The organism is Rhizorhabdus sp. (assembly GCF_018006725.1).
Lineage (GTDB): Bacteria > Pseudomonadota > Alphaproteobacteria > Sphingomonadales > Sphingomonadaceae > Rhizorhabdus.
This window is the reverse complement of the sequence record NZ_JAGMXV010000074.1, coordinates 1-20,695: the sequence shown is the minus strand read 5'-3', so window position 1 is coordinate 20,695 and position 20,695 is coordinate 1. Positions and strand designations below refer to the sequence as shown.

At 62.6% G+C, this 20,695-nt stretch carries 19 protein-coding genes; 11 read left to right on the top strand and 8 right to left on the bottom strand.

The features are described from left to right. Nucleotides 1–122: 122 nt before the first annotated feature. The 5 genes from KAY22_RS12085 to KAY22_RS12065 form a co-directional block, all read right to left on the bottom strand. On the bottom strand, nucleotides 123–263 hold the full coding sequence (locus tag KAY22_RS12085; RefSeq protein WP_296623698.1) for a hypothetical protein: 141 nt from the start codon (nucleotides 261–263) through the stop codon (nucleotides 123–125). Between the two features lie 164 nt (nucleotides 264–427). Next, the gene (locus KAY22_RS12080) at nucleotides 428–1,375 is read right to left on the bottom strand and encodes a carbon-nitrogen hydrolase family protein (RefSeq protein ID WP_296623696.1); all 948 of its coding nucleotides are present in this window, start codon (nucleotides 1,373–1,375) and stop codon (nucleotides 428–430) included. Nucleotides 1,376–1,429: 54 nt separating this feature from the next. After that, a complete protein-coding gene (locus KAY22_RS12075; RefSeq protein ID WP_296623694.1) occupies nucleotides 1,430–2,131 on the bottom strand; it encodes a GntR family transcriptional regulator in 702 nt (233 codons plus the stop codon). 172 nt (nucleotides 2,132–2,303) lie between these two features. Beyond that, nucleotides 2,304–4,187, bottom strand: coding sequence for a hydantoinase B/oxoprolinase family protein (locus tag KAY22_RS12070; RefSeq protein WP_296623692.1), 1,884 nt, complete (start codon nucleotides 4,185–4,187; stop codon nucleotides 2,304–2,306). Nucleotides 4,188–4,209: 22 nt separating this feature from the next. Then, nucleotides 4,210–6,258, bottom strand: coding sequence for a hydantoinase/oxoprolinase family protein (locus tag KAY22_RS12065; protein WP_296623691.1), 2,049 nt, complete (start codon nucleotides 6,256–6,258; stop codon nucleotides 4,210–4,212). 294 nt (nucleotides 6,259–6,552) lie between these two features. Between KAY22_RS12065 and leuC the strand changes: the two genes are divergently transcribed. The 10 genes from leuC to KAY22_RS12015 all read left to right on the top strand — a co-directional run bounded on the left by leuC (nucleotide 6,553) and on the right by KAY22_RS12015 (nucleotide 16,976). Next, on the top strand, nucleotides 6,553–7,971 hold the full coding sequence (leuC, locus tag KAY22_RS12060; protein ID WP_296623689.1) for a 3-isopropylmalate dehydratase large subunit: 1,419 nt from the start codon (nucleotides 6,553–6,555) through the stop codon (nucleotides 7,969–7,971). Further along, entirely contained in the window at nucleotides 7,968–8,597 is a 630-nt protein-coding gene (gene leuD / locus KAY22_RS12055; RefSeq protein WP_296623687.1) for a 3-isopropylmalate dehydratase small subunit, read from the top strand. The genes leuC and leuD overlap by 4 nt, the downstream gene beginning before the upstream one ends. 108 nt (nucleotides 8,598–8,705) lie before the next feature. Then, nucleotides 8,706–10,289, top strand: a complete 1,584-nt coding sequence (locus KAY22_RS12050) for an FAD-binding oxidoreductase (RefSeq protein ID WP_296623686.1) — start codon at nucleotides 8,706–8,708, stop codon at nucleotides 10,287–10,289. After that, nucleotides 10,286–11,434 carry an iron-containing alcohol dehydrogenase gene (locus KAY22_RS12045; protein WP_296623684.1) on the top strand — a complete coding sequence of 383 codons (1,149 nt, stop codon included), beginning with the start codon at nucleotides 10,286–10,288 and terminating at the stop codon, nucleotides 11,432–11,434. Before KAY22_RS12050 ends, KAY22_RS12045 begins: the two co-directional genes overlap by 4 nt. Before the next feature lie 14 nt (nucleotides 11,435–11,448). Continuing rightward, complete coding sequence (locus KAY22_RS12040) at nucleotides 11,449–12,771, top strand: MFS transporter (RefSeq protein WP_296623700.1); 1,323 nt, start codon at nucleotides 11,449–11,451, stop codon at nucleotides 12,769–12,771. Beyond that, a complete protein-coding gene (locus KAY22_RS12035) occupies nucleotides 12,768–13,568 on the top strand; it encodes an alpha/beta hydrolase (protein WP_296623682.1) in 801 nt (266 codons plus the stop codon). The genes KAY22_RS12040 and KAY22_RS12035 overlap by 4 nt, the downstream gene beginning before the upstream one ends. Nucleotides 13,569–13,584: 16 nt before the next feature. Next, nucleotides 13,585–14,463 (top strand): isocitrate lyase/phosphoenolpyruvate mutase family protein, encoded by an 879-nt coding sequence (locus tag KAY22_RS12030; RefSeq protein ID WP_296623680.1) that lies wholly within the window; start codon nucleotides 13,585–13,587, stop codon nucleotides 14,461–14,463. A 152-nt stretch (nucleotides 14,464–14,615) separates the two neighbouring features. Beyond that, nucleotides 14,616–15,800: a class I SAM-dependent methyltransferase gene (locus KAY22_RS12025; protein ID WP_296623679.1), complete on the top strand. Its 1,185-nt coding sequence runs from the start codon at nucleotides 14,616–14,618 to the stop codon at nucleotides 15,798–15,800. Beyond that, entirely contained in the window at nucleotides 15,797–16,141 is a 345-nt protein-coding gene (locus KAY22_RS12020) for a hypothetical protein (RefSeq protein WP_296623677.1), read from the top strand. The genes KAY22_RS12025 and KAY22_RS12020 overlap by 4 nt, the downstream gene beginning before the upstream one ends. Before the next feature lie 40 nt (nucleotides 16,142–16,181). Continuing rightward, the gene (locus KAY22_RS12015; RefSeq protein ID WP_296623675.1) at nucleotides 16,182–16,976 is read left to right on the top strand and encodes an alpha/beta hydrolase; all 795 of its coding nucleotides are present in this window, start codon (nucleotides 16,182–16,184) and stop codon (nucleotides 16,974–16,976) included. A 44-nt stretch (nucleotides 16,977–17,020) separates the two neighbouring features. Here the strand turns inward: KAY22_RS12015 and KAY22_RS12010 are convergent, their stop codons facing one another. Further along, entirely contained in the window at nucleotides 17,021–18,208 is a 1,188-nt protein-coding gene (locus tag KAY22_RS12010) for an LLM class flavin-dependent oxidoreductase (RefSeq protein ID WP_296623673.1), read from the bottom strand. A 319-nt stretch (nucleotides 18,209–18,527) separates the two neighbouring features. Between KAY22_RS12010 and KAY22_RS12005 the strand changes: the two genes are divergently transcribed. Then, the gene (locus KAY22_RS12005; RefSeq protein ID WP_296623671.1) at nucleotides 18,528–19,145 is read left to right on the top strand and encodes an isochorismatase family cysteine hydrolase; all 618 of its coding nucleotides are present in this window, start codon (nucleotides 18,528–18,530) and stop codon (nucleotides 19,143–19,145) included. Between the two features lie 5 nt (nucleotides 19,146–19,150). On the opposite strand, the gene KAY22_RS12000 is transcribed toward KAY22_RS12005, so the two are convergent. Both KAY22_RS12000 and KAY22_RS11995 read right to left on the bottom strand, forming a co-directional pair. After that, nucleotides 19,151–19,999 carry an alpha/beta hydrolase gene (locus KAY22_RS12000; RefSeq protein ID WP_296623670.1) on the bottom strand — a complete coding sequence of 283 codons (849 nt, stop codon included), beginning with the start codon at nucleotides 19,997–19,999 and terminating at the stop codon, nucleotides 19,151–19,153. Continuing rightward, on the bottom strand, nucleotides 19,992–20,695 hold a 704-nt coding region (locus KAY22_RS11995), incomplete at its 5' end, for a helix-turn-helix domain-containing protein (RefSeq protein WP_296623668.1). The genes KAY22_RS11995 and KAY22_RS12000, both read right to left, overlap by 8 nt.

Here is a 20,695-nt window from a genome sequence, read left to right as displayed (position 1 = left end):
ACCCCGCTCGGTAATCTGGGCCACCGCATCACGCTTGAACTCATCGCTGAAATTGGGCTTCCCCATCGTCGCCTCCTGTCCTCAAAATTAGGATGGAAGGCGTCCAGAAATCTAGGGGCTACTCAGTCGTCCATCGACTGCATCTCGACGAGACGCCAGCTGGTGCCCTCCAGCGGCAGATCCGCATCTACCAGCGTGGCGCAGGAAGGGAGCAGCAGTGCCGAGGCCATGATCGCGAAGGCTTTGATCTCGGCGGCCTGCATCGTGTCGTTTCCCTTGCCCATGGCCGCTGAGGCGGATGTAGGACTCTCAGTCTATTCGTGAGCCAGGCCTCTCTCTGGTGACATTGCACCGGAGCAGGGCCATCGCGTCCCGATCAGCAGGTCGATGCTACCACCTCGGCAACTGCGTGCCGCCAGCTCCTGGCCTAATCCACTATCTCCACCATAGTGGGCTTCGGACGGCGATCGAAAAGCAATGCGAGGACGTCGGGCCGGGAATAATGGCCGCTCCCGTCCAGCCACATCTTCGCGTCAGAGCAGTGATCCAGATCGATTTCTGCCACGACCAGTCCCTCCTCGATGCCTTTCCTTGGTCCGGCAAGAGTGGCGGCAAAAGGATGAAAGACCGCAGAATAGCCGGCCCCGACCGCAAGCATGTCGGTCGAACCAAATTCCTCTTCCAGGAAATCGATCATCTCCTGGGTGACCGGGCTGGATGCACAAACGACGAAGCATTGCGCGGTGAGGGCATGGTTTCGCATCATGGCATCGATCTGGATATCGGCGACGGCCTCGAAGCCCGCCATGGTCGATACGCCCGGCCACAAGGCCGCGTGAATCTGAATCTGCTGCTCGGCGAGAGCCTGGCGGGCGAGGTTCATCGTGTGTTCCCAGCAACAGAGCGCACCGACCCGGCCGACAGCAGTGGGCTTGACCCAAAGGCCCGATCCATCCCCCTGTCCCCATATATAGCGTTCGGCGTAGGTCGGCTTGAGCTTCCGGTGGACACCGAGGAGTTCGCCGTCCTTGTCGATCAGGATGGCACTGTTGAAACAGGTGCGCGCGCCCTCTGCGCGCTCGCTCGCGCCCATGACGACGACCACGCCGGCGTTGCGCGCTGCGTTGCGGATGCAGGCAATTTCCGGTCCGTTCACTTCTACGGACGCATCCTGATAGCGACGGTTCATCGCCACTTGGTGCAGCGGCGGATAGTTGTTGATCCAATAGGGAAAACCAGGAAGATAGACTTCGGGGAAAACGATAAGATCGACCCCGTCCGCCCCTGCCCGCGCGATCCATTTCGCCGCCCGCTCGGCACTCTCCATCGGCTTCATGAACACCGGCGCGACGTGGGCCGCAGCTACCTTCACCATATGAGACATCGCTAACCCCATGCTGCGTCGCCCCCGGCATAGGGGTGACAGAGTTTACCCTTCTTCAGAATTGGCCATCGCGCCTTCGGCGGTTTCCACGTCATCCTCGCTCGGATGAGGCGCATATTCGCGCATCGTCACATGGTAGGCGCGGAGAATGTGGCCTGCCATGATCGCGCTGGCCCATGCTTCGTCTCGCGCTTCGAACGCCAGCAACAGTTCTTCATGATCGGCATGGCTGCGGCGCAGGCCAACCCGATCGTAGTGGCGCGCCGTGCGATGCAATATCCCCTGCTCGACGATCATTCCGCGTATCTTTGCAAGCCTGTCCGACTTGGCGATCGAGAGGATCAGATTGTGAAACAGGCGGTTGTTCTCGACGAAGGTGAGAGAATCGAAATCCGGCTTTTCGATCGCTCGGCCGATAAGGTCGGTATAGCTGCGCAGCATCTCGATCTCTTCTGCCGTAACGAAGCGTGCCGCGCGCGCGGCGGCGTGGCTTTCCAGCAGCATGCGCAGCGTGAATATTTCCTCGACTTCCTCGGGCGACCAGTCCGGCACGAAGGTACGCTGGGTATCCGTTCTCCGGACCAGCATATCCGCTTCGAGCCGGCGCAACGCATCGCGGATCGGCGTCCGCGAGACGCCGCACATCTCCGCCAGTTCCTCTTCCTTGAGCTGGGTCATCGGTGCCAGCTCGCCCGACAAGATCTTGGCCCGGATCGTTTCATAAGCGAGGTCGGATGCGCGCGACATCAATAGTCTCCTGAATCGTGCGCTACATAGACGAGCCAATCGCTCTCCGAAAACACATACGTGTTTTTATCCTGACCGTTGGAAAGGCTTCCCTTCATGTGCCCTGGATCACGCCCGCCAGTACGCTGGCCGACGGCAGCCTCACCAGAAAGGGGCCCCACCCCTCCCACCCTTACTCGGCCGCGACCGCCGGAGGCGCCACGCGCCAACGCGGTTGTATCGGTGCCGGAAGGCCCGTTTCCTCCATGGACCGCGCCCGTAGTTCTTCGATCGGAGGACCATAGTTGAACACGGGGATGCTGCCGCCCCGCTCGGCGCGCAGCCTGGCGCGAAGCTCTTCGGTGGCGGCAAGATCGACGCCACCGTCCGCATCGGCCACTACACCATAGGCGCGCGCGCCGGCCGGCGTTACCAATCCGCGGCGGATTTCCAGGCCGACGAGTTCGGCGTCGCGCTCATAGGGGTCGCCCCAGCCTGCGCCACCCCAGGTGATGAAGTGGAGTACATCGCCAGCCTCGACGGCAACATCTTCGACCTTGTTCCCGACGACGACCATGGTCCCGTCGGGCTTCTCGAGAATCTTGCGCGCCCGCGCGCCCGGTTCGCCGCCATTCACGCCCCATGGCGGGACGAACCAGCGATCGTCATGAATGGCGACCAGCCCGGCCTCCAGGAAGCGATAGGACATACGGATGCCGTTGCCGCCGCGATGAAGGCCCGCCCCGCCCGAGTCCGGTTCGGTCTCGTACCGTTCGATGATCAGCGGGAAATAGCGCTCGAGAAACTCGTTGGGCACGTTGGTGAAGTTGGGGAACAGCGAGTGGCCGTCCGGTCCGTCGCCAATCGGCCGGCCGGGAATCCCACCGAAGCCGATCTGGAACAGCTGGAAATATTTTCCGGCGGCATCGGTGCCCGAGTAGAAAAGATGCGGTGACGAGGAGAAGCCGGCCGCCGTGAGAAACTCGGGCGTCTTCTGGCCGAGCAACCCGCCGAGAATGTCGAACATGCGACCGAGCGCGTGAGTCCGCCCCGACAGTGCCGCAGGGAATCGCGGCTTGAGCAGCGACCCTTCCGGGATCCGCACGTCGATCAGGTCATAATAGCCATCGTTGAACAGTATCTGCGGGTCGAAGACCATGATCATGTAGATGCCGAAGAACATGCGCATCATGTTCTCGTTCAGGAAAAAGTTGATCGATGCCTGGCTCTGCGGATCGGTACCGGCGAAGTCGAGCACGACCCGGCCGTATTCGCGCCACATCGTGCACTTGATCTTGTAGGGCCCGTAGCCGAGCCCGTCGTCGCAGATATAGTCCTCGAAGCTGACCTTCTCCTCGCTGATCGCCGTGTCGATCAGCTGTTTCATCGCGCGATGATTGCGCTGCAGCAGTTCCTCACACGCCGACACGAAAACGTCGTCACCGAAACGCTCCGCGATTTCGACGACCCGGCGGGCGGCCACCCGACAGGAGGCTATCAGCGCGTTGAGATCGGCCATGCACCAGTCGGCGGTGCGCACCTGCGCCATGATCAGGTTGACGACATCTTCCTGATACTCGCCCTTCCGCCAGATCTTGACCGGCGGCACGCGCACGCCTTCCTGGAAAATCGAGGTCGCGTGGATCGGCATCGATCCGGGGACCATGCCGCCGATGTCCGACTGGTGCCCGAACATTGAGGTGTAGGCGATCAGCCGCCCATCCTTGAACACCGGAAGCAGCACCAGCCAGTCGTTGGAATGGCTGATCGCGCCGCCGACCGAATAGGGATCGGACAGCATGATCATGTCGCCATCCTCCAGCGTTCCGGAATAGCCGTCCAGGAACGGGCCGATATAGCTGCCGAACTGCCCGACGATCATACGCCCCTTGTGGTCGGCGATGAGCGGGAAGGCGTCGCCCTGCTCCCGGATGCCGGGCGACATCGCGGTGCGCACGAGCGTCGTGTCCATTTCGACTCGCGCGTTGCGCAGCGCGTTCTCGACGATATCGAGCGTCACGGGATCGATCGCGACGGTCTTGAACGGTTGCGGGCTGGTTTCGATGATCTGAGCCATTGCTGTTCCCTTCGCGAACCGGTCAGGCCGGGATGATGAGCAGGTTGCCATAGTCGTCGACGCGGGCGACGTGCCTGGTTTCGATGAGCGTGGTCGAGTCCATCTCGACCACGATCGCAGGTCCCCGGATCACGTCACCGGCGCGCAACCGCGAGCGATCGTAGATCGCCCCAGCCTGGGGGCCTCCGTCCATCCAGAGTTCATGATCGCGAACCTTGGCAGCACTGGGATCGCCATTCCCCCGCTCCAGGGCGATCGACGGCAGTTCGAGCGCCTGCCCCAAGGCCACCGCGCGGAGGTTCACGAGTTCGTGCTCGGCGTCCATGTTGAACGTGAAGAGGCGCCGATGTTCCTCGTCGAAGCGGCGGGCGAGACCATCGATCCCCGCTTCCCGGATCTGATCGATTGTTACCGTCATCGGCACCTCGAAGGCCTGCCCCGAATAGCGGACGTCGATTTCGAAGCTGGTCTCGATCGTGTCCGGAGCCAGCCCGTCTGCGATCAGCGTGTCGCGGACCTGGCGGTCCATGTCGTGCAGGATAGCGATCACCTCTTCGCCCGTGATGGCCGAACGGAGCCGCGAGAGCGAGCGAGCGGTTTCCGTGCGCATGCGAGTCGTCGCATCGCCAAGAGCGCATAAGACCCCCGGCGAGACCGGCGAGACGGCCGGATAGCTTCCCATCAGACGGGCCACCGCGTTGACGTGCAGCGGCCCAGCACCACCGAATCCCATCAACGCAAACTCGCGCGGATCATAGCCCTGCTGGACCGAGATCATGCGAAGAGCGCCAAACATGTTCTCGTTGACGATGTCGATAATGCCGCGTGCCGCCTCGGTCAGACCGATACCGAGCGCGTCTGCGATCGTCTGCACGGCGCGCGCGGCCCCCGCGCGATCCAGCTTGAAGCTGCCGCCAAGGAGATTTTCGGGCAGGTAGCCGAGAACGACATTGGCGTCGGTCACCGTCGGAAGCGTACCGCCCTTGCCATAGGCGACCGGCCCAGGAACGGCGCCGGCAGACTGCGGGCCGACGCGCAGGGCCTTGGTAAGCTCCGGGACATACGCGATCGAGCCGCCTCCCGCCCCGACGGTCTTCACGTCCAGCGAGGACGCACGGACCGAAAGATGGTCTACTTCGGTGGTGCGCACCCGGCGCGGTTCGCCGCCCTCGATCAACGCGACATCGGTCGAGGTGCCACCGACATCCAGAGTCAGGATATTCTTGAGGCCGGCATTGCGGGCCACCCACAAGGCTCCCGTCACGCCACCTGCCGGTCCGGACATCAGCAGCGAGACCGGCTGCTCCTCCGACTTCTGCGAGGACATGAGGCCGCCATCTGACCGCAGGAGCGCCAGTTGGCCGTCCATCTCGACGCGCTCGAGCTTGTCGCGCAGGTTCCGCACATAGCGTCCGACCACAGGGCGTACGGCGGCGTTGGCGACGGTCGTCAGCGTCCGCTCATATTCCTGCATTTCCGGCAGCACCTGGTGGCTCAGGGAAATCGGCACACCGGGCATGACCTCCTGGGCGATGCGCTCGACGACCCGTTCATGCTCGCCGTTCAGATAGGCGTTCATCAGGCTCACCGTCAGGGCTTCGACCCCATTAGCCTTCAGCATTTCGAGCTTCGACCGAATCTCTTCCTCGTCCAGCGGACGCAGTTCCACGCCCTTCGCGGTCATCCGTCCCTTGATCTCGACCGTATCCTCCAGCTTCGCCAGGGGCTCGGGCTTCGGCCAGACAATCCATCCGGCGAGTCCGCCGGGCACGAAGCTTCGGGCGATCTGCAGGATCTGGCGATAGCCCTCGGTGGTGACGAGGCCGACGCGGGCGCCCTTCCCTTCCAGCACGGCGTTGGTGGCGACCGTGGTGCCGTGAAGGAATATTCCGATTTCCTTGGGGGAGATTCCGGCCTGGGCGCACACGGCCTCGACGCCGTTCAAAATGCCCTCGGAGCTGTCGTGCGGAGTTGACGGTGTCTTGTGTCGCCAGAACTGACCCGACTGATCTTCAAAGAGCAGAAGGTCGGTGAACGTCCCTCCAACATCTACGCCCAAGCGATAGCCCATTCGACGCCCCTCTTCGTGAATTGCTCTCCGGAAACGACCACGCTGATCCGCCAAACGAGCGGCGATCACGGTTCCCGACACTCAAACCCAGCACTGAAGCCCAGACGGGCTGAAACGTGAAATTGACAGCAGATACTTGCGTGCAGCCGGCTCTCAGCCGCCTTTAAACCGCGCTGACCTCAGCGGTATTTTGTACACATAAATTGCGACTCATTGCTTGACAAGGGCGTAATATAGCGACCTAATGAGCCATACTTAGCCGATAAGTATACACTCTTGAGGGTGTGATTGTCCGTGTCGAACGCTCGAACGCTCTACGACAAGATTTGGGAAGCGCACTCCACGCCTCTTGGCGAGAGCGGCGACTCGCTCCTCTACATCGACCTGCACCTGCTCCACGAAATCTCGAGCCCGCAGGCTTTTGCAGGTCTGCGCGACGCCGGCCGGTCCGTTCGCCGCGCCGACAGGACGCTGGCGGTGTTCGATCATAATATCCCGACCAGCGGCCAAGCTCTCGGTCTGGCCGGCGTTCGGGATGAAGAAGCGCGCGTCCAGCTCCAGACGTTGGAACTCAACACGGCAGAGTCGGGCATCGAAGCCTTCCGCATGGGCGATCCCCGTAACGGGATCGTGCATGTGGTAGGCCCCGAACAAGGACGCACACAGCCCGGCATGACAATCGTCTGTGGCGACAGCCATACGTCGACCCACGGCGCCTTCGGCGCCTTGGCGCACGGCATAGGCACGTCGGAGGTAGAACATGTCCTGGCGACCCAGACGCTCCGAACCCGCAAATCGCGCAACATGCGCGTCCGCTTCGAGGGCACTCTACCGCCCTATGTAGGCGCAAAGGACATGGCGCTTGCCATGATCGCTGCGATCGGCACCGGCGGCGGCACCGGATCGGTCATCGAATATGTCGGCGAGGCCGTATCGGCGCTGTCGATGGAAGGGCGAATGACGCTCTGCAACATGACGATCGAGGCAGGGGCACGGGCCGGGCTGGTCGCGCCGGATGACAAGACCTTCTCCTATCTCGCCGGCAGACCCTCCGCTCCCCGCGGTGCGGACTGGGAAGCCGCTCTCGCTTTTTGGCGCACTCTGGCCAGTGACACCGACGCTTTCTTCGATGAGGAAGTCGTCATCGACGTATCGTCTCTCTCCCCGCAGGTCAGCTGGGGCACCAGCCCTGAGGACGTTATCGGCGTAGACGCTGCCATTCCCGACCCAGGATCGATCGACGACGCGGATCGCAGGGCCAGCAAGGCGCAAGCGCTCGACTATATGGCACTGACGGCGTGCGAGCCGATCGCCGGCACCCCTATCGACCGCGTTTTCATAGGCAGCTGCACCAATAGTCGCATCGAGGATCTGCGAGCGGCCGCCGACGTCGTCCGAGGTCGCACCGTCGCTGCTGGCGTGCGCGCCCTCGTCGTACCGGGCTCGGGTCTGGTGCGGGCGCAGGCCGAAGCCGAGGGCCTCGACAGCATCTTCGTCGCAGCAGGCCTGGAGTGGCGTGAGCCCGGATGCTCGATGTGTCTTGGCATGAACCCCGACCGCCTTATGCCCGGCGAGCGCTGTGCATCGACGTCGAACCGCAATTTCGAAGGACGTCAGGGCCGGGGCGGTCGCACGCACCTCATGAGCCCGGCAATGGCTGCAGCAGCGGCGGTTACCGGTGTTATCACCGATGTCCGGATGCTGATGGCATGAAACCCTTCACCAGACATTGCGGCATTGCGGCCCCCTTGCCGAACGCGAATGTCGACACGGACCAGATCGTTCCCAAGCAGTTCCTGAAGACTGTCGAGCGCAAGGGACTGAAGTCCGCGCTCTTCTATGATCAGCGGCATGCAGCCGACGGAACGCCGGTGCCGGGCTTCGTGCTTGATCGAGCCCCCTGGACCGAAGCGACAATCCTCGTGGCGGGCGACAATTTCGGCTGCGGGTCGAGCCGCGAGCATGCGGCATGGGCCTTAGCCGACTTCGGCATCTGCTGCGTGATATCCAGCCGGATCGCAGACATCTTCTACAACAACAGCATCAACAACGGCCTGCTGCCGATCACCGTCCCCCCCGAGCTTCTCTCGGATCTGATGGGTCTGGCAGAGGCGGGCAGGACGCTGTGCGTCGACCTGGAGAAGCGGGCCATCTTCCACGGCGACATCGCGCATAGCTTCACGATCGACGAGAGGGTTCGAACGCGCCTCCTCGCGGGACTCGACCCGATCGGAGAAGCGTTGGCCGAGGAAGCCGCGATAGCATCGATCGAGCGTCGCCTCGCTACAACCACTCCATGGCTCCCGCATGCTGCCGAGGCTGACATCCATGGGGCGTGACAGGGCCACGCCGTTCAGACGCATGCGATCGCGCGGATGCGTCGCCGACACGGGTCCATGCATGACGATGCTGCAATGCGTCTGCATGGGCGGCGAGAGCGCGACGGCGTGAACGCCCCAGCGCCAGATCGCGACATCGCAGACGAGCTCGCGGCAATTGTCGGCCAGGCCAATCTGTCGCGGCCAGGCGAAGGCAGAGACCATCTGCTCCGCGACATCTTCTTCGACGAAGGACGGGCTGCCTTCATTGTGCGCCCTGGGGACCGCAGCGAAGTATCCGCGATCGTCGCTGTGGCTGCAGCACGGGGCTTCGCTGTCGTGCCGCGCGGTGGCGGCATGTCCTACACCCGCGCCTATATTCCGTCGGTCGAACGCTCGATCCTTCTCGATCTCTCGGGGCTGGATGCCATACTGACGATCGATCCGGACAATATGTTCGTCACCGTCGAACCCGGCGTCACCTGGAAAAAGCTGTACGAGGCGCTGAAGCCCATGGGCCTCCGGCTGCCGGTATTCGGTACGATCTCGGGCGCCGCCGCAACCGTTGGAGGCGGGCTGTCACAGGGCGCGATATTTCACGGTTCAACCCAATATGGGACAGTCAGCGACCACATCCTCGGACTGGAAGTGGTGCTGGCTGACGGTAGCTGCGTGAGGACCGGACAGGCGGCGACACGAAACGCCATGCCCTTCTTCCGTTGGCATGGCCCCGATCTCACGGGCCCCTTCCTCGGGGATGCCGGCGCGCTGGGGATAAAGACCGAAGCGACCTTCAGGCTGATCCCCTGGCCGGATCATATGATCCCCCTCTCCTTTTCGTTCGACACGTTCGAAGCCGTCTGGAACGCGCAAAATGCCATTGCCCGTGCAGGCATCGCCGCTGACTGCTTCAGCTTCGACGCGGCGGCCCAGCATCAGATGATGGACCGGACCAGCCTGATCGAAGATGCCGCAGCGCTGGCCAGGATCGTGCGGAGCAGCGGCAATCTGTTCAAAGGCATGAAGGCCGCTGCCAGGATCGCGGCGGGCGGCAAGGGCTTTCTCGACGAGAGCCCCTTTTCGCTGCACGTCGTGATAGAGCACCGTCATATGGAAGCCGCCACAGCGATGGCCCGCGAAGCTGCCTCGATCGTCGCGGCCGAGGGTGGGCGGCCGCTGCCGGACACCGTGCCGCGCATGACCCGCGCGCAACCCTTCGGTTCGATGGACCAGGTGCTGGGGCCGTCGGGTGAACGCTGGGTGCCGGTGCACGGCTTGTTCGCCTTGTCCGATGGACTGGAAGCGATGAGCCGGCTTCAGGCCCTTCTCGCCAGACATGCCGAGGCGATGGAGCAGCATCGAATCCTGCCCGCCATATTGAGCAATCCGGTGGGCGCGTCTGCAATGATCATCGAAGTCCTGTTTTACTGGCCCGATACGCCGCACCCTCTGCATGAGCAGATCGTCTCTCGCGAAAAATATGCTCGTGCGATGCGCCATGCTCCCAATCCGGCCGGTCGCGCGCTCGTCGGCCAGTTGAGGGGCGACATCCTCGACTGTTTTGCAGATCTTGGATCCGCTCCCTTCGGGATCGGCAAGACCATTCCCTACCGCGCCAATCGTGCGCCCGGCAGCTACGGCCTATTGCAAAGCATCAAGTCGGCGCTCGATCCCAAATACCTGATGAACCCGGGAGCACTGGGCCTCCGATGACCAACGGATTTTCCTTCGCTTATGGCCCGTCGGTGCGCTGCGGTGCCGGATCGACCGCCCAGATAGCCGAGTTGCTGCCGCCGGGGCCGGTCCTGTTCGTCACCGACAAGCAGTTGCTGGACCATGGACTGGCCGATGCGGCGCTGGCCGCTCTCCGCGAGAGCGGCCGCACCATATCCATCTTCGACTCGGTGGAACCCGACCCGGCGGACGCGACCGTCCTCGCAGCGGCAGCCCAGGGCCGGGCCGCAGGCGCGGTGGCCGTAGTCGGCTTCGGCGGGGGCAGCCCGATGGATGTCGCGAAAGTGGCCGCTTATCTGCTCACCAACGATGAGCCGCTCGAGGCAATCTACGGCGTCGGCAAGGCGACCGGAGTAGCAGCGCCGCTGATCCTCTGCCCCACGACGGCAGGAACCGGATCGGAAGCCACGCCAATCGCGATCCTGACTACAGCGGATGGTCGCAAGCTCGGCATCGTCGCGCCTGCCCTCTACGCCCAATGGGCGCTGCTCGATCCCGATCTGTCGGTGAGCCTGCCACCGGCAATAACCGCAGCCACCGGCATCGATGCCATGGTGCATGCCATCGAGGCCTACACCTCGGCCAGGCTGAAGAACCCGATATCGGACATGCTGGCCCGACAGGCGCTGACGCTTCTGGCCGGAAACATACGAAAGGTTATCGCAGACGGGGCCGACATTGCCGCGCGTGAAGCGATGCTTCTGGGCAGCCATCTCGCCGGCGTAGCCTTTTCCAATGCCCCGGTCGCAGCCGTCCACGCCCTCGCCTACCCGCTCGGCGGGCTGTTCCATATCCCGCATGGGCTCTCCAACGCCCTGATGCTCTGCCATGTGCTGCGCTTCAACATGCCGGCCGCAGAAGAGGCCTATGCCCAACTCGCCCCGTTGCTCGCCCCCGAGCTGGCTGCACTCGGCGAGCGCGAACGCGCGCAGGCATTTGTTTCGACGCTTTCCCAACTCATTGCCGACATAGGTCTGCCCGACACGCTGTCGGCGGTCGGAATCGGCACCGAACATCTCGATCTTCTGGCGGAGGAAGCCATGCTCCAGACGCGTTTGCTGATCAACAATCCCCGGACGATCGAGCGGGCCGACGCCCGCGCGCTTTACGAAGCCGCGCTGTGAGCGGCGGTTCGTCGATGCCGGCGTGGAAGCCGGCGCTGTGGGGCACAGGCCAGGTCGCTATCCAGACCTATCGCGACATCCCGTCTTTGCTGCTGCTGTTCTACATGACGCAACTGCTTGGCATCTCCCCAGCAGTGGCCGGCCTGGCAATCTTCGTTCCGAAGCTCTTGTGGTCGACGACCTGCGACTTCGCGGTGGGCGCCCTATCTGATCGCTACCGCGATCGCTTTCCAAGGCGGGTACTGCTGCTTGTCGGGGCAGCGCTTGCGCCCGTCGCGCTGATCGCCCTGTTCATTCCACCGGGCGGGCTGGAGGGCGAGAAGGCTCTGCACGTTGCTCTCGTCTTCACCGCCTATGTAACGATCTTCTCGATCTTTTCGGTTCCCCATCTATCGATAGGTGCAGAACTGACTCATGTGCCGGAAGAGCAATCCCGCGTGATGGGATGGCGCACGACATTTCTGGCATTTGGCGTGATGATGGGCGCGGGCTTCGCGCCATGGCTGATCCAACGCTTCGGCAGCGGCTTTCAGGGCTACCAGATCATGAGCATCGTCATGGCCGTGATCTGCTCGGTAGCGCTTATCCTTTCCTTTCTAGGTTCGCGTGAGGCGCCCGTCGTACGCAGCCTGGCTGCCAAGAGTGGCAAATGGGAAGCGCTCAAACGAAACCGGCCTTATCGCTTCCTCCTGGCCGCTTTCTTTGCCCAGATGATCGGTCAGGGTGCTGCCTATGCGACGCTCACCTATCTTCTGGTGTTCAAACTCGCCCTTCCGGATCCGTTCATCGCCTTGAGCATTTCCGTGGTTCTCACCTGTACGGTTCAGATGCTCGAACAGCCCCTGCTCGTCAGGATAACGAACCGCTTCGGATCGCGCGCGACGTTCATGGCCGGGAGCGTGGTCTACAGCGCCTCGCTCGCATGGATGGGGCTCGGTCCACCCGGCTCTCTGGTCTCCTTCTATGGAGCATCGATAGCGCTGGGGATGACGAATGCCATCACATGGCAGAGCGCTTTCACACGGCTGAGCGAACTCATCGCCCAGGACGCCGATCGCCATGGCGGAGACTCCCATGCCGGCTTCCTCTCGAGCCTGTTCGTCGCTGGTGAAAAGGTGGCGTTTTCGCTCGGCGGCACGGCTCTGGCCGGCTCGCTGCTAAGTCTTAGCGGCTTCGTCGCCGGCAAGACCGAGCAGTCTCAAAGCGCGATCTGGGGCATCGCCCTGATTTTCGCGCTCACTCCGGCCATCTGCAATCTCGCCGCCATCGCGCTGATGCACCGTAGCCGGCATGCCGAGGATGATGCGAACCCAAGCCACGGAGGCATTCAGGGATGAGCCAGCATGTGAGGAAAGCCTATGTCGACCTCCCGGATGGTCAAATCCATTACGCCTCCGCAGAAGGTACGGGACCTCCGCTGGTGTTTCTGCATCAGACGGCGAGCAGTTGGCAGATGTGGGCCAAGACTATGGACGCGCTCGCAGATCTGGGCGCTCCGATGCTCGCGTTCGACACGCCCGGCTTCGGGGGAAGCTTCGATCCACCCGAGGCGCCCGGCATGCCGGACTATGCCCGCTGGATCGGAGCCGCGCTCCGTGCACTTCAGGTCGGGCCTGTCCATCTGATCGGCCACCATACCGGTGCGGCAATTGCCTGCCAGCTGGCCGCCGATGATGAGGAGCTCGTCCGGACGCTTACGATGTTCGGCCCAATCGCCTGCACCTCCGAAGAACGGGAGGAATTGTCGCGCCACGCCGGCCCTCCCTTCACGCCCGAGGCGACCGGATCCTATCTGCGCGACAATTGGGACTATCTGGTTGCTGGCGGAGCGGCGGCCGATCCACTGCTCATCCATCGCGAACTGACCGGCATGCTCCGAGCGCACGTCGCGCGCTCGCATGCTTATGCGGCGGTATGGGCGCAGGACTTCAACGCCCTGTTTCGCGAGCTCCGGCAGCCCCTGCAAATCATATGCGCCCCGGACGACGATCTTTGGCCCTTTTTCGATCGGGCCCGGTCGATCAGGCCGGACGCAACCGCAGTCATCCTCCCGAGCGGCGCCAATTTCGAACCCGACCTTGCACCCCAGGCGACGGCGGATGCCATCCGCTCCTTCGTCTTGCGGCACAGCTGATCAAAAGGAAGCCATCATGGCAGAAACAGCTTCCACCTCCATGACGCTCGCCCAGCGGATCGCAGCGCCCGAACTGCTGATCGTGCCCGGCGTCCACGACATGATCGCGGCGAAGCTCGCCCGAAAGGTTGGGTTCGATGTCCTCTATGGCAGCGGCTTCTGGCTCACGGCCTCGGCCCACGGCATCCCCGACGCGGGCATCGTCGGCTATGCCGAAATGCAAGAGCGTATTGCTCGTCTCGTAAAGGTGAGCGGAGCGACCGTGATCGCCGATGCCGATACCGGCTATGGGGGCCTGCTGAACGTCCATCATACGGTACGTGGCTTCGAGGAAGCGGGCGCGGCGGCGATCCAGATCGAGGATCAGGTGTTTCCAAAGAAATGCGGGCACACGCCAAATCGCCAGGTCGTTTCTGCCGAGGAGATGGCCGACAAGATCCGCGTCGCCTGCGAGGCGCGGCGGAACAGGGATACCTTGATCATCGCGCGAACGGATTCCCGGGAAAGCGAAGGCCTTGCCCGTTCGATCGATCGGGCGCAGCTTTATGCGGAAGCCGGCGCCGACATGTTGTTCGTGGAGGCCCTGCACGATGTCGACGAGATGAGGACGGCCTGCAGCGAAATTGCGGCGCCGATGATGGCCAACATGTCCAATGGTGGCTACACGCCGATGCTCGGTGCTTCGGAATTGCTCGACATCGGATATTCTGCGGCCATCTATCCCGCCCTCAGCGGGCTTGCCTCGACCGATGCAATCGAACGTGCCTATCAAGAACTCATGGAGAAGGGCGATCCGCGACCTTCTCGGGTTGGCCTCGCCGACTTCCGCGACTTCTGCGACATGATCGGATTTCCTGAGGTCTGGGCCTTCGATGCCAAATGGGCACGCGGCTAATGGTATACATTATTTCTGATTTTCCTCATATGCGTTGTTTTTCTGAGATAATATGATCGATTTGTACGCAATAAGGGATTGCGCAATTATAGCTTACCAGTGACACTCCCTTCCAATGCTGGTCTGATTCCAGCTTGGAAGGAGCGGTCGACATGGCTACCGGCACCCTTGATCCCGCCAAACAGCTTGAACATGGCATACTCGCGGCACCGTCAAACGAGGAAGAGAGCCGTCAGCTTTTCGTAACTTCGCTGAAGTTCCATCTCGCGACGAAGGTCGCTCCGGGAAACAAGCTGGCTTACGAACAGCGCGCACTTCCCGCCTTCAAACGCGAGCGTGGCGTTGAGCCGAACAATCGGCATGAGATCCGCCACCTCATGGACAATGACCCCTATTTCCGGATGTGGGGCGCCATGCAGCGCACCAGCCAGGAAATGATGTGGCACTCGGTGCAATTGTCGGTCGAACGGCAGAATGCCGACATACAGAAGCGGGGCAATGCGGTGGCCGCACCGCTCGGTTCGCTGACGCTCCATCCGGAAATGCCGGTTCCCGCTTATGTCAGCGCGGTCGACATCCACTGCATGCCCGGCAATTATCATGGCGAGTATCAGCCGGACGACCTCGCCAACGGGGCCGTCTATGACCGCGCGGTGTGGCTATACGTGATGGGCCGCATGGGGCCGCTCAACGACGACATGGGCCAGTCGCTGTCGAGCTATCTCCAGCAGCATCGCCCCGATTTCAAGCCGCGCCGGATCCTCGACATGGGCTGCGGCGTCGGCCATTCGACGCTGCCCTATGCCGACAAATTCCCGGAGGCCGAGCTCTACGGAATCGACGTCGGCGCGCCGATGCTCCGCTACGCGCATGCGCGCGCTGAATCGCTCGGCAAACGGGTGCACTACAGCCAGCAAAATGCCGAATCGACCGACTTCCCCGATGGCCATTTCGACCTCATCGTCAGCCATATCCTGGTCCACGAGACCAGCCACAAGGCGATCCGCAACATCATGAAGGAAGCCTATCGCCTCCTCGCGCCGGGCGGCCTGCTGATCCATCTCGAAACCCCGCCCTATGGCGCAATGAGCGAGTTCGACGCCTTTCTGCTCGATTGGGACACGCGCAACAACAACGAGCCTTTCTGGGGCGGCAGCCATGAACTGAACCCCGTCGAACTGGCGGAGATCAGCGGCTTCGGCGCCGACGCCGCCTTCGAGCATCTGCAGCCGTCCGCCTTCGAGGAAGCTGCCCAGCGGCGGACGCAGAAATTCCAGGCCGGCGACTTCGGCGGTGGCGGCGCCTGGTATCTGTGGGGAGCGGAGAAGAAGGCATGATCGAGCTTCCCCGTCAGGCCAAGGGTGACCGCCCCATCTATCTGGGCGACAAGACCACCGCCAATCTCCTGTCCATCCTGCTCGCGCTCGCCGGCGAGGTCGTCGTGCTGCGCGAGCGGCTGGACAGTGTCGAACGCGTGGTGAGCGAGGATGACTCGCTCAAGGCGAAGGTGGACGCCTATCGACCGTCCCGCGAGGTCGAGAAGGAGCGTGATGCATGGCGAGCGCAATTTCTCGACATCGTGCTACGCCCGCTGAAGCAGGATTATGAGGATCTGGAATCGCAGTCAGGCTCGAAAGGCTATGACGCGGCGATCGAGATCGTGACCGCCGTCGACTGATTTCGTCGACGACCATCCGCTCCCGTCGGAGGACAGCCGCTTGACCATCATCAGGAAAGGCTATGCGGACAGCCGCGATGGCCAGATCCACTATCGGACCGCTGGCGCGCCGGACGCGCCTGCGCTGATCTTTCTCCACCAGACCGCCAGTTCGGGCGCGATGTACGAGAAGGTCATGGCCTTGATGGCGGAACACCACCGCTGCGTGGCCTTCGACACGCCCGGCTTCGGCGGTTCCTTCGCCCCACCTGGCCAGACCTCGCTGCGCTATTATGCCGAACGGCTGATCGAGGCAGCCGACGCGCTGGGCGTCGAACGCTTCGACCTGTGCGGGCATCACACCGGTGGATGCATCGCGCTCGAGATCGCCGATCTTGTCGGAGCACGACTGCGCAGCCTCACCCTGATCGGCCCGGTCATCGCATCGGCGGCCGAGCGGGAAGAGTTTAGCCGCACCTTCACCGAGCCGTTTTCGGTTTCGGCGGACGGCAGCCATTTGCAGAAGGCCTGGGACTATCTCGTCACCATCGGCGCGCACCAGACGGTCCCGCTCCACCAACGGGAAATGATCGACCATCTGATCGGCGTCGAGGCGATGCCAAAGGCGTTTTCGGCGGTGTGGAAGCAGAATTCCGAAGCACTGCTCTCGGCCGTGTCGGTTCCGCTGCTCCTGATGATTTCGGACGATGATGCGCTCTGGCCGCTCTTCCACAATGCCACGGAGCTTCGCCCCGATGCCGAGGTGGCGATGGTCAAAGGCATGGATTTCCAGCCCGACATCGATCCCGAAGGCGTGGCGCAGAGCCTGGCCCGCTTCCTCGACCGCGGCAGATAAGGCGCAATTACGCGGAGGCCGCCGCCGGGCGGCCTCCCACGGGGTCAGCCCTGCTTGCCGATGTCCTTCTGCAGCGCTTCCAGCTTCTTGAACTGGGCCTGCATCGCCGCTTCCTGCGACGATTTGAAACCGGCATGTTCCGCCTTGATCCAGTCATGCTGGATCTCCCGCTGCCGGTTCATATTGTTGATGCGCGGCATCACATAGCGGGCAAAGAGCTCGTAGGACTTCAGCTTCGCCTCGAACGGCGACCAGTTGAGGTCGCAGATCAGATAGGAACCGAAGCCGCCGCCGCTGGCATTCCACAGCTTCTCGATCTGCTCGACGACATCGTCCGGCGTACCGATCGCGGCAAGCCCGGTGTCGATCATATAGGTTACGGGATCGTCCATATGCTCTTCGGGCACGATCGGAAGCGTGCCGATCGTCTTGTAATAGTCGATCCAGTCCTTCAGCCCATATTCCATATCGCGCCGGGCCTGTTCGCGGCTTTCGGCGATATGGGCAAAGCCCACCATCCGCCACTGCCGGCGATCCATGCTATGGCCGTGCGCGGTCGCAATCTCACAGGCGATGTTCCAGTTGCGCTCAGCAGCCTCCATCGCGGCGGGCGAGGTTGCGCTGATCGTCATCATCGAGGTGCCATAGCGGCCGGCAGCCATGGGGCCGGACGGCGACACGACGCAGGCGGTGCTGATTTCGACCGGCTCGTTATTGTAAGGCCGCATCTGCAGGCTGGCATTTTCGAGCGTGAACCATTCGCAGGAATAGCTCACCGTTTCACCCCGCATAAGCGCGGTGATGCAGGCCAGCGCTTCCTCCATCCGGTCGCGCTGCTTGCTGACCGGGATCCCCATCATCTTGGCGTCCGACGGGAGCGACCCCGGACCGCAGCCGAACATGACGCGGCCGCGCGTCATGTGGTGCAACTGCATCCAGCGGTCTGCGAGGATCATCGGGTGGTGATAAGGCAAGGAGTTGACGCCCGTTCCCAGCCGGATCGAGCGCGTCCGCTCCGCCATGACAGCGATGAACAGCTCCGGCGATGCGATAAGTTCGCCGCCGCCGGAGTGATGCTCTCCGATCCAGGCCTCATGGAAGCCTAGCGCGTCGAGATGCTCCACGACCTTCATATCGCGGTCGATACACAGCGATGGATTTTCGTGATTCATGTGAATCGGCGGCAGGAAGATGCCAAAGCGGAGATTCTCGAGCGCGACGGTCCTGGTCATTCGTCAAAACCCTTTCACTGTCATGGCGCCCGGCATGTCGATCGACTTCCTCGGACGCCTTCGATCGGCACGGGGCCGCCGACTCAATGATGAGACATATTTGTATCCATTATTGATGGTGTTACCATCCTATATTTCCCCGTCCTGCACTTTCCATATTTATGGAATTTTTGGATAAATTCATTATTATCAATATGATGTATGATATGTTTTTGGCGAATATTCTCTTCAACCTCTCCTGAGGCGATCAGAGTTCTTGACTATGATGTACACCGTCATGATGTTTTAGACGTCCGCCTTGGCGAAAGAGGAGCCTTTCATGTCCGATCTTCCGATCGCGCCCCGTCTCGATTCCCGCACGGCCCTGATCATCGTCGACATGCAGGAGGGATTTCTCCGCGACGACGCGGCGATGGCGCGTCTCGGTTTCAATCTCGGCCTTTTGCGCGAAGCGCTTTCGCCTTGCGTTCGGCTTCTCGAAGCGGCCCGTCAAACCGAGGCCCTCGTCGTCTTCACCCGCTACGTCTACAAGCCCGACTATTCCGACGGGTCGATCATGATCGAGCTCAACCCCGGCCTCAAGTCTGAGGGCGCCCTGAAAGCCGGCGATTGGGAAGTCGAAGTCAGCCCCGCCCTCGCGCCTCGCGAAGGCGAAGCGATCATCGACAAGAGCAAGCCCAGCGCCTTCTACGGAACCGATATGGACAGCGTCCTGGAGAAGAACGGCATCGAACGGGTCATCGTCTGCGGCATCACCACCAATTGCTGCGTCGAAAGCACCGTTCGCGACGCCAGCCATCGCGACTATCAGACCTGGCTGGTCACCGATGCCGTGGCGGAATCGTCGCGCGACCGGCATGACTATGCGATCCAGTGCATGACCATGCTCTTCGCGCGCGGCACCACTGTCGACGAGGTGTGTGCGGCATCCGCCTGAGCGGTTCATTGACCGCTCGTCCCTTCCGCCTCTCCGTAGAAACCGCTGGCATCGAGCGCCGACGCCACTTCGTCGGCGTTCAGGTCCGGAGCGAAATTGGCACCGCCGCTCAATATCGTCACGCGCGCGTCGGGGCGGACCGCGCACGTCCGATCGAACAGGCCGAACAGCAGATCGTCCGGTGAACTGACGAGGTGCAGCGGGCAGACGATGGCGCGAAGCTGTGCGGCAACATCCTGCTCCCAGACGGCTCGATAGGCATGCGGCCGGGAGGCCCAGCCGCGCATCATGTCCATCATCTCCCGATGGAGCAGTTCGATATCGCGATCGGCCCCACCGACCCTGAGATATTCCCAATTCTTGAGCAGATAGGCTCCACTCCGGTTCGGGCGAAACGGCGCTCCAAGCCGGCTGGCATAATGACTGCGCTCCTCCTCCGTCAGCGCCGCTGGCCCGAACAAGGTGAGGCTGTGCACACGCGCCGGATTGGCCGCCGCATAAGCCAGGGCGATAGAGGCCCCGGTGTGATGCCCGACGAGATGGACGCTTCCGCAACCGGCCAACTGATCGACGGCCTCTCCCAGCCAGCGGCTGTAATCGGCCATCGTCGGGTCGCAAGGCGGATCGAAGCTGGCGCCGAAACCGGGAGTGTCCAGCGCCCAGAGGGGTCGCCCATTGTGCAACCGGGTCATGACCTTCGTCCACATCCGCGACGAACTCGCCGTTTGATGGAGAAAGACGATGGGGGCCCCGTCGCCGTGGCGCCGGACATAATGCAGTTGCCCGTCCCCAAGATCGAGGTAGCCGCGGCTGAGTATTGTTCGACGGGCCGATGACAGAGGCTGCTCAACCATCGAAAAAACTCCTCATTGCGCCGGTGACGCTGTCGATGATGTGATCGCGCTCGGCGCGGATCATGTCGGCGGCACCGGCAACCGACAGAACCATGCGACGGTTTCCCGGCAACGGCGGCAGCAGCCATGCCAGCGCTCCGACGCCTGTCGAAAATTCACTGTCGCCCTCACCGAAACCCTGTTCACGGACCAGTGAGACCTGCTCCATGACATGCCGAAGATCGGCGTGGTGAGCAGGGTCGCGCATTCGTCGGTTGGCGCGCTCGACGTAACGGGCGATCATCTCGTCGGCACGCCCCGACAGAGCTACGATCCCGATGACGGTGGTCAGCAACGCGGTTCGGTGGCCAGCCTCCACGGTCAGCGCCAGGGGCTTCGTTCCTCGCTCGACGTGGAGGAACTGCATCTCCAAGTCGGTTTGCGTCGAAAGAGAGACGGTCTCCGCAGTCTCGGCACCGACCGTCCTTATGAGCTCGATCAGGCGACGATCCGGCCCCAGTGCCTCGAACATCCAACCGCCGAGCAGGGCCACGCGCATCGTCGGCAGATAGGTGCGCTCGAACGTATCATATGCAGGATAACCCAAGGAAACGAGCGTCTTAAGCAAAGCGACGGTGCTCGACTGCGGCCAGCCGAGCTTGCGCACGATTTCCGTCGCGCTGAGCGGCACGCGGCTGCCGTCGAACAGCTCGAGGA